The organism is Halobellus sp. Atlit-38R, from assembly GCF_003665925.1.
In the GTDB taxonomy this organism is placed as follows: domain Archaea; phylum Halobacteriota; class Halobacteria; order Halobacteriales; family Haloferacaceae; genus Haloquadratum; species Haloquadratum inordinatus.
The window spans coordinates 1-460 of the sequence record NZ_QXIJ01000316.1; the positions used below are offsets into that span (position 1 = coordinate 1).

Genomic DNA, 460 nt, shown 5'->3' on the forward strand with positions numbered 1-460 from the left:
TGTATGTTGACTATTTCTATAGCACATCCGATCCTAGCTATCGCTTTCCAAATGTATTATACCTACATAATTGTAATGTGAAGTGAAGCATAAAATGTCCAAGAAATTGAGTATATTGGTTGTTTCGGACGCATACTGGCCAGAACAAACGGGAGGTATTACTAAGTCACTGTTGACGGAAATTGAAGGATTAGTGCAAAATGGTCATAAAGTCGTCGTTGTTACTCGGACTCTCAGTACCAATTCAGCCCGGCGCGAATCCCGCGGTGAGTATCTGATCTATAGATATCGAAGTCCAAATGAGGATTCTCCGTTATATCACGCATATCCACTAGCCAGCATCGGGCTACTGCCTCGATTGGTTGATAAGCTTGATGAACAGCAAAACTTTGATATTGCATATGTCCACAACATCTTCCAGTCAGTCGGTGTGGAGCGCGCCTCTGCCAGCATTCCACAG

The 460-nt window shown here is 43.5% G+C and carries 1 protein-coding gene; it reads left to right on the forward strand.

Annotated elements, in window-relative coordinates:
* Window positions 1-94: 94 nt before the first annotated feature.
* A partial coding sequence (locus tag D3D02_RS19575; protein WP_147435783.1) for a glycosyltransferase occupies window positions 95-460 on the forward strand: 366 nt, incomplete at its 3' end.